Source organism: Dongia soli (assembly GCF_034044715.1).
Lineage (GTDB): Bacteria > Pseudomonadota > Alphaproteobacteria > Dongiales > Dongiaceae > Dongia_B > Dongia_B soli.
Window position 1 is genome coordinate 1 of record NZ_JAXCLW010000021.1, and the last position, 5374, is coordinate 5374.

Consider the following 5374-nt stretch of genomic DNA (forward strand, 5'->3'; position numbering starts at 1 on the left):
TCTGCTAATTGACATTGTTGAGAGAAGAGAAGGGATACGCGGGCGGCGGATCTTGATTGGGCTTAGGCCTGGTATGAAGATCATTGCCGAATGCGTGTCTACTTAAGAACGGACTGGTTGTCTGTTGCTGGGTTGACTGGAGTGATCTGGTTGATCGGCGATGGGGGATTGGTTCGGACAGTAAGCAAGAACGTGTTTGTGTAAGGATCTTCGTTGATTTGCTTGGTCTTCGGACTGGGCAGGTTAACCTGAGAGTTTGATCCTGGCTCAGAACGAACGCTGGCGGCATGCCTAACACATGCAAGTCGAACGGGATCCTGGCTTCGGCCAGGTGAGAGTGGCGGACGGGTGAGTAACGCGTGGGAACCTGCCCAGAGGTACGGAATAACAGTTGGAAACGACTGCTAATACCGTATGAGCCCGAGAGGGGAAAGATTTATCGCCTTTGGAGGGGCCCGCGTCAGATTAGGTAGTTGGTGGGGTAAAGGCCTACCAAGCCTACGATCTGTAGCTGGTCTGAGAGGATGATCAGCCACACTGGGACTGAGATACGGCCCAGACTCCTACGGGAGGCAGCAGTGGGGAATATTGGACAATGGGGGCAACCCTGATCCAGCAATGCCGCGTGAGTGATGAAGGCCTTAGGGTTGTAAAGCTCTTTTGCCAGGGACGATGATGACGGTACCTGGAGAATAAGCCCCGGCTAACTTCGTGCCAGCAGCCGCGGTAATACGAAGGGGGCTAGCGTTGTTCGGAATTACTGGGCGTAAAGGGCGCGTAGGCGGTCTGATAAGTTAGATGTGAAATTCCCGGGCTTAACCTGGGGGCTGCATTTGATACTGTCAGGCTTGAATCCAGGAGAGGATAGTGGAATTCCCAGTGTAGAGGTGAAATTCGTAGATATTGGGAAGAACACCAGTGGCGAAGGCGGCTATCTGGACTGGTATTGACGCTGAGGCGCGAAAGCGTGGGGAGCAAACAGGATTAGATACCCTGGTAGTCCACGCCGTAAACGATGAGTGCTAGACGCTGGTAGGTTTACCTATCGGTGTCGCAGCTAACGCATTAAGCACTCCGCCTGGGGAGTACGGTCGCAAGATTAAAACTCAAAGGAATTGACGGGGGCCCGCACAAGCGGTGGAGCATGTGGTTTAATTCGAAGCAACGCGCAGAACCTTACCAACCCTTGACATGGGACGTATGGGCTTCAGAGATGAGGTCCTTCAGTTCGGCTGGCGTCCACACAGGTGCTGCATGGCTGTCGTCAGCTCGTGTCGTGAGATGTTGGGTTAAGTCCCGCAACGAGCGCAACCCCCATCTTCAGTTGCCATCATTTAGTTGGGCACTCTGGAGAAACTGCCGGTGACAAGCCGGAGGAAGGCGGGGATGACGTCAAGTCCTCATGGCCCTTACGGGTTGGGCTACACACGTGCTACAATGGTGGTGACAATGGGTTGCGAGGCGGTGACGCCAAGCTAATCTCAAAAAGCCATCTCAGTTCGGATTGTACTCTGCAACTCGAGTACATGAAGTTGGAATCGCTAGTAATCGCGCATCAGCATGGCGCGGTGAATACGTTCCCGGGCCTTGTACACACCGCCCGTCACACCATGGGAGTTGGTTCTACCCGAAGCCGGTGCGCTAACCGCAAGGAGGCAGCCGACCACGGTAGGGTCAGTGACTGGGGTGAAGTCGTAACAAGGTAGCCGTAGGGGAACCTGCGGCTGGATCACCTCCTTTCTAAGGAAGCTGCTGGAACGTTCTCACGGAACGTCTGGCGCTTTACTTACACAAGACGACACCAGGTTCCGATCGGAACCGCCGTCCACGCATCCCTTCTCGAGGAACCAGAAGTCAGCGATCCTGGCATGAGCACAGGATGCCTGATCACAAGATCGGGGCTGTAGCTCAGTTGGGAGAGCGCCTGCTTTGCAAGCAGGAGGTCATCGGTTCGATCCCGTTCAGCTCCACCATTTTGGTGATAGTCCGGGACCGAGATGCTGAGCATCTGGGCTTGTAGCTCAGTTGGTTAGAGCGCGCGCTTGATAAGCGTGAGGTCGGAAGTTCAAGTCTTCCCAGGCCCACCATTCTCCTGGCAGCGCGCTAGATGGGTTCCTCGTTGAAGAAAAGGTTTTGGCTGGTGCCGAAGGCGGGAGACTGCCGGGTGCTGGTTTGCTGTTTGTCATTGTTGATCGGATGTGAACTCGACCATTGGTCAGGTCTTTCCAACACGCCTGTGGCGTCAAGGAGACTTGGTGCCATGGGATCCAACACCGCCTTGCGGGTAGCAAGATGGGCGGTGGACCTTTGGTCGAGATAAGAAGAAGTGCTGAGTTAAGTCAAAATCGCTTGGTGCACGGGAAGCGCGGACGTTTGTCTGTTTATCGACATTGTCTGTTTATCACTGTGTGCGATGGGATTTTGGATCAAGCGTTTAAGGGCATTTGGTGGATGCCTTGGCACTGAGAGGCGATGAAGGACGTAGCACGTTGCGATAAGTCACGGGGAGCCGCGAGCAGGCTTTGATCCGTGAATTTCCGAATGGGGAAACCCCACCGTTAGGTGATCCTGAGCTGAATACATAGGCTGAGGAAGCGAACCCAGGGAACTGAAACATCTCAGTACCTGGAGGAAAGGACATCAACCGAGACTCCGTTAGTAGTGGCGAGCGAACGCGGACCAGGCCAGTAATATCAGCGATAGAACCAGAACTGTCTGGAAAGGCAGGCCGCAGTGGGTGATAGCCCCGTATGGGTAGAATTCGTTGATATTCTCGAGTAGGGCGGGACACGTGAAATCCTGTCTGAACATGGGGGGACCACCCTCCAAGCCTAAGTACTCCTCAGTGACCGATAGTGCACTAGTACCGTGAGGGAAAGGTGAAAAGCACCCCGATGAGGGGAGTGAAATAGAATCTGAAACCGAATGCCTACAAGCAGTGGGAGCCTCCTTGAGGGGTGACCGCGTACCTCTTGTATAATGGGTCAGCGACTTAGTCTTACGAGCAAGCTTAAGCCGGTAGGTGTAGGCGCAGCGAAAGCGAGTCTGAATAGGGCGAATTAGTTCGTGGGATTAGACCCGAAACCGGGTGATCTAGCCATGGGCAGGCTGAAGGTGAGGTAACACTTACTGGAGGGCCGAACCCACGTCTGTTGAAAAAGACGGGGATGACCTGTGGCTAGGGGTGAAAGGCCAATCAAACTCGGAAATAGCTGGTTCTCCGCGAAATCTATTTAGGTAGAGCGTCAGATGTTCACCGTAGGGGGTAGAGCACTGGATGGGCTAGGGGGGAGCGATCCTTACCAAACCTAACCAAACTCCGAATACCTATGGGTTATAATCTGGCAGACAGACTGTGGGTGCTAAGGTCCATGGTCGAGAGGGGAAGAGCCCAGACCGCCATCTAAGGTCCCCAAGTTATGGCTAAGTGGGAAAGGATGTAGGAAGGCCAAGACAGCCAGGAGGTTGGCTTAGAAGCAGCCATCCTTTAAAGAAAGCGTAATAGCTCACTGGTCTAGACAAGCCGTCCCGCGCCGAAAATGTAACGGGGCTAAAGCCATACACCGAAGATGCGGGTGTGCGAGCAATCGCACGCAGTAGCGGAGCGTTCCGTAAGCCTGTGAAGGTGTGCCGTAAGGCATGCTGGAGGTATCGGAAGTGAGAATGCTGACATGAGTAGCGACAAACAGAGTGAGAAACTCTGTCGCCGAAAGCCCAAGGGTTCCTGCGCAAGGTTAATCCGCGCAGGGTGAGCCGGCCCCTAAGACGAGGGCGACAGCCGTAGTCGATGGGAATCAGGTTAATATTCCTGAGCCTGCTGGATGTGACGAAGGCCGTATATTGTTCTGGCTTATTGGATTGCCGGGGCAGTGAAGGACTTCCTGGAAAGAACGCCAGCGTTTAGACCGTACCCCAAACCGACACAGGTGGGCTGGTAGAGTATACCAAGGCGCTTGAGAGAATGATGTTGAAGGAACTCGGCAAATTGCCCTCGTAACTTCGGAAGAAGAGGGCCCCGTCGGTGGGCAACCATTGGCGGGGGGCACAGACCAGGGGGTGGCGACTGTTTAACAAAAACACAGGGCTCTGCGAAATCGATAAGATGACGTATAGGGTCTGACGCCTGCCCGGTGCCGGAAGGTTAAGAGGAGGGGTGCAAGCTCTGAATCGAAGCCCCGGTAAACGGCGGCCGTAACTATAACGGTCCTAAGGTAGCGAAATTCCTTGTCGGGTAAGTTCCGACCTGCACGAATGGCGTAACGACTTCCCCGCTGTCTCCAACATCAACTCAGCGAAATTGAATTCCCCGTGAAGATGCGGGGTACCCGCGGTTAGACGGAAAGACCCCATGCACCTTTACTATAGCTTTGCAGTGGTATTAGGGAATGAATGTGTAGGATAGGTGGGAGCCTATGAAGCGCCGGCGCCAGTTGGTGTGGAGGCAACCTTGAAATACCACCCTTTTGTTCTCTGATATCTAACCGAGCTCCCTGAAGCGGGAGCCGGGACCCTGCATGGTGGGTAGTTTGACTGGGGCGGTCGCCTCCCAAAGAGTAACGGAGGCGCGCGATGGTAGGCTCAAGCTGGTCGGAAATCAGCTGTTGAGTGCAATGGCATAAGCCTGCCTGACTGCGAGACTGACAAGTCGAGCAGAGACGAAAGTCGGTCATAGTGATCCGGTGGTTCCACGTGGACGGGCCATCGCTCAACGGATAAAAGGTACGCTGGGGATAACAGGCTGATCTCCCCCAAGAGTCCATATCGACGGGGAGGTTTGGCACCTCGATGTCGGCTCATCACATCCTGGGGCTGGAGCAGGTCCCAAGGGTATGGCTGTTCGCCATTTAAAGTGGTACGTGAGCTGGGTTCAGAACGTCGTGAGACAGTTCGGTCCCTATCTGCCGTGGGTGTTGGAGTATTGAGAGGATTTGTCCCTAGTACGAGAGGACCGGGATGAACGCACCTCTGGTGTACCGGTTGTCGCGCCAGCGGCATCGCCGGGTAGCTATGTGCGGACGGGATAACCGCTGAAAGCATCTAAGCGGGAAACCCACCTCAAAACCAGTACTCCCTATGAGAGCCGTGAAAGACCATCACGTTGATAGGCCGGGTGTGGAAGCGCAGTAATGTGTGAAGCTAACCGGTACTAATTGCTCCATTGGCTTGATCTGGTCTCATCGCATGCAGCGATAAGCAGATGATGGCTGGCACAGCACTTCTTCAAACATCACATCCTTGCTGGCTTCGACGACCTGGTGGTTTTGGCGAGGGGCAATACACCCGATCCCATTCCGAACTCGGCCGTGAAAACCCTCAGCGCCGATGGTACTCCGTCTCAAGACGTGGGAGAGTAGGTCGCCGCCAGGTCTTCGAA

2 tRNA genes and 3 rRNA genes are annotated in these 5374 nt (G+C 54.6%); all 5 read left to right on the plus strand.

From position 1 onward, the window contains the following. The first annotated feature begins 244 nt into the window (after positions 1-244). The 5 genes from SMD27_RS23990 (at position 245) to rrf (ending at position 5367) form a co-directional block, all read left to right on the plus strand. Positions 245-1740, plus strand: a 16S ribosomal RNA gene (locus tag SMD27_RS23990). A 157-nt stretch (positions 1741-1897) separates the two neighbouring features. Then, positions 1898-1973, plus strand: a tRNA-Ala gene (locus tag SMD27_RS23995). Positions 1974-2010: 37 nt separating this feature from the next. Then, positions 2011-2087, plus strand: a tRNA-Ile gene (locus SMD27_RS24000). A gap of 337 nt (positions 2088-2424) precedes the next feature. After that, a 23S ribosomal RNA gene (locus SMD27_RS24005) occupies positions 2425-5171 on the plus strand. Positions 5172-5251: 80 nt separating this feature from the next. Beyond that, positions 5252-5367, plus strand: a 5S ribosomal RNA gene (rrf, locus tag SMD27_RS24010). Together the 16S, 23S and 5S rRNA genes with 2 tRNA genes alongside form the textbook arrangement of a ribosomal RNA operon. Positions 5368-5374: the final 7 nt, after the last annotated feature.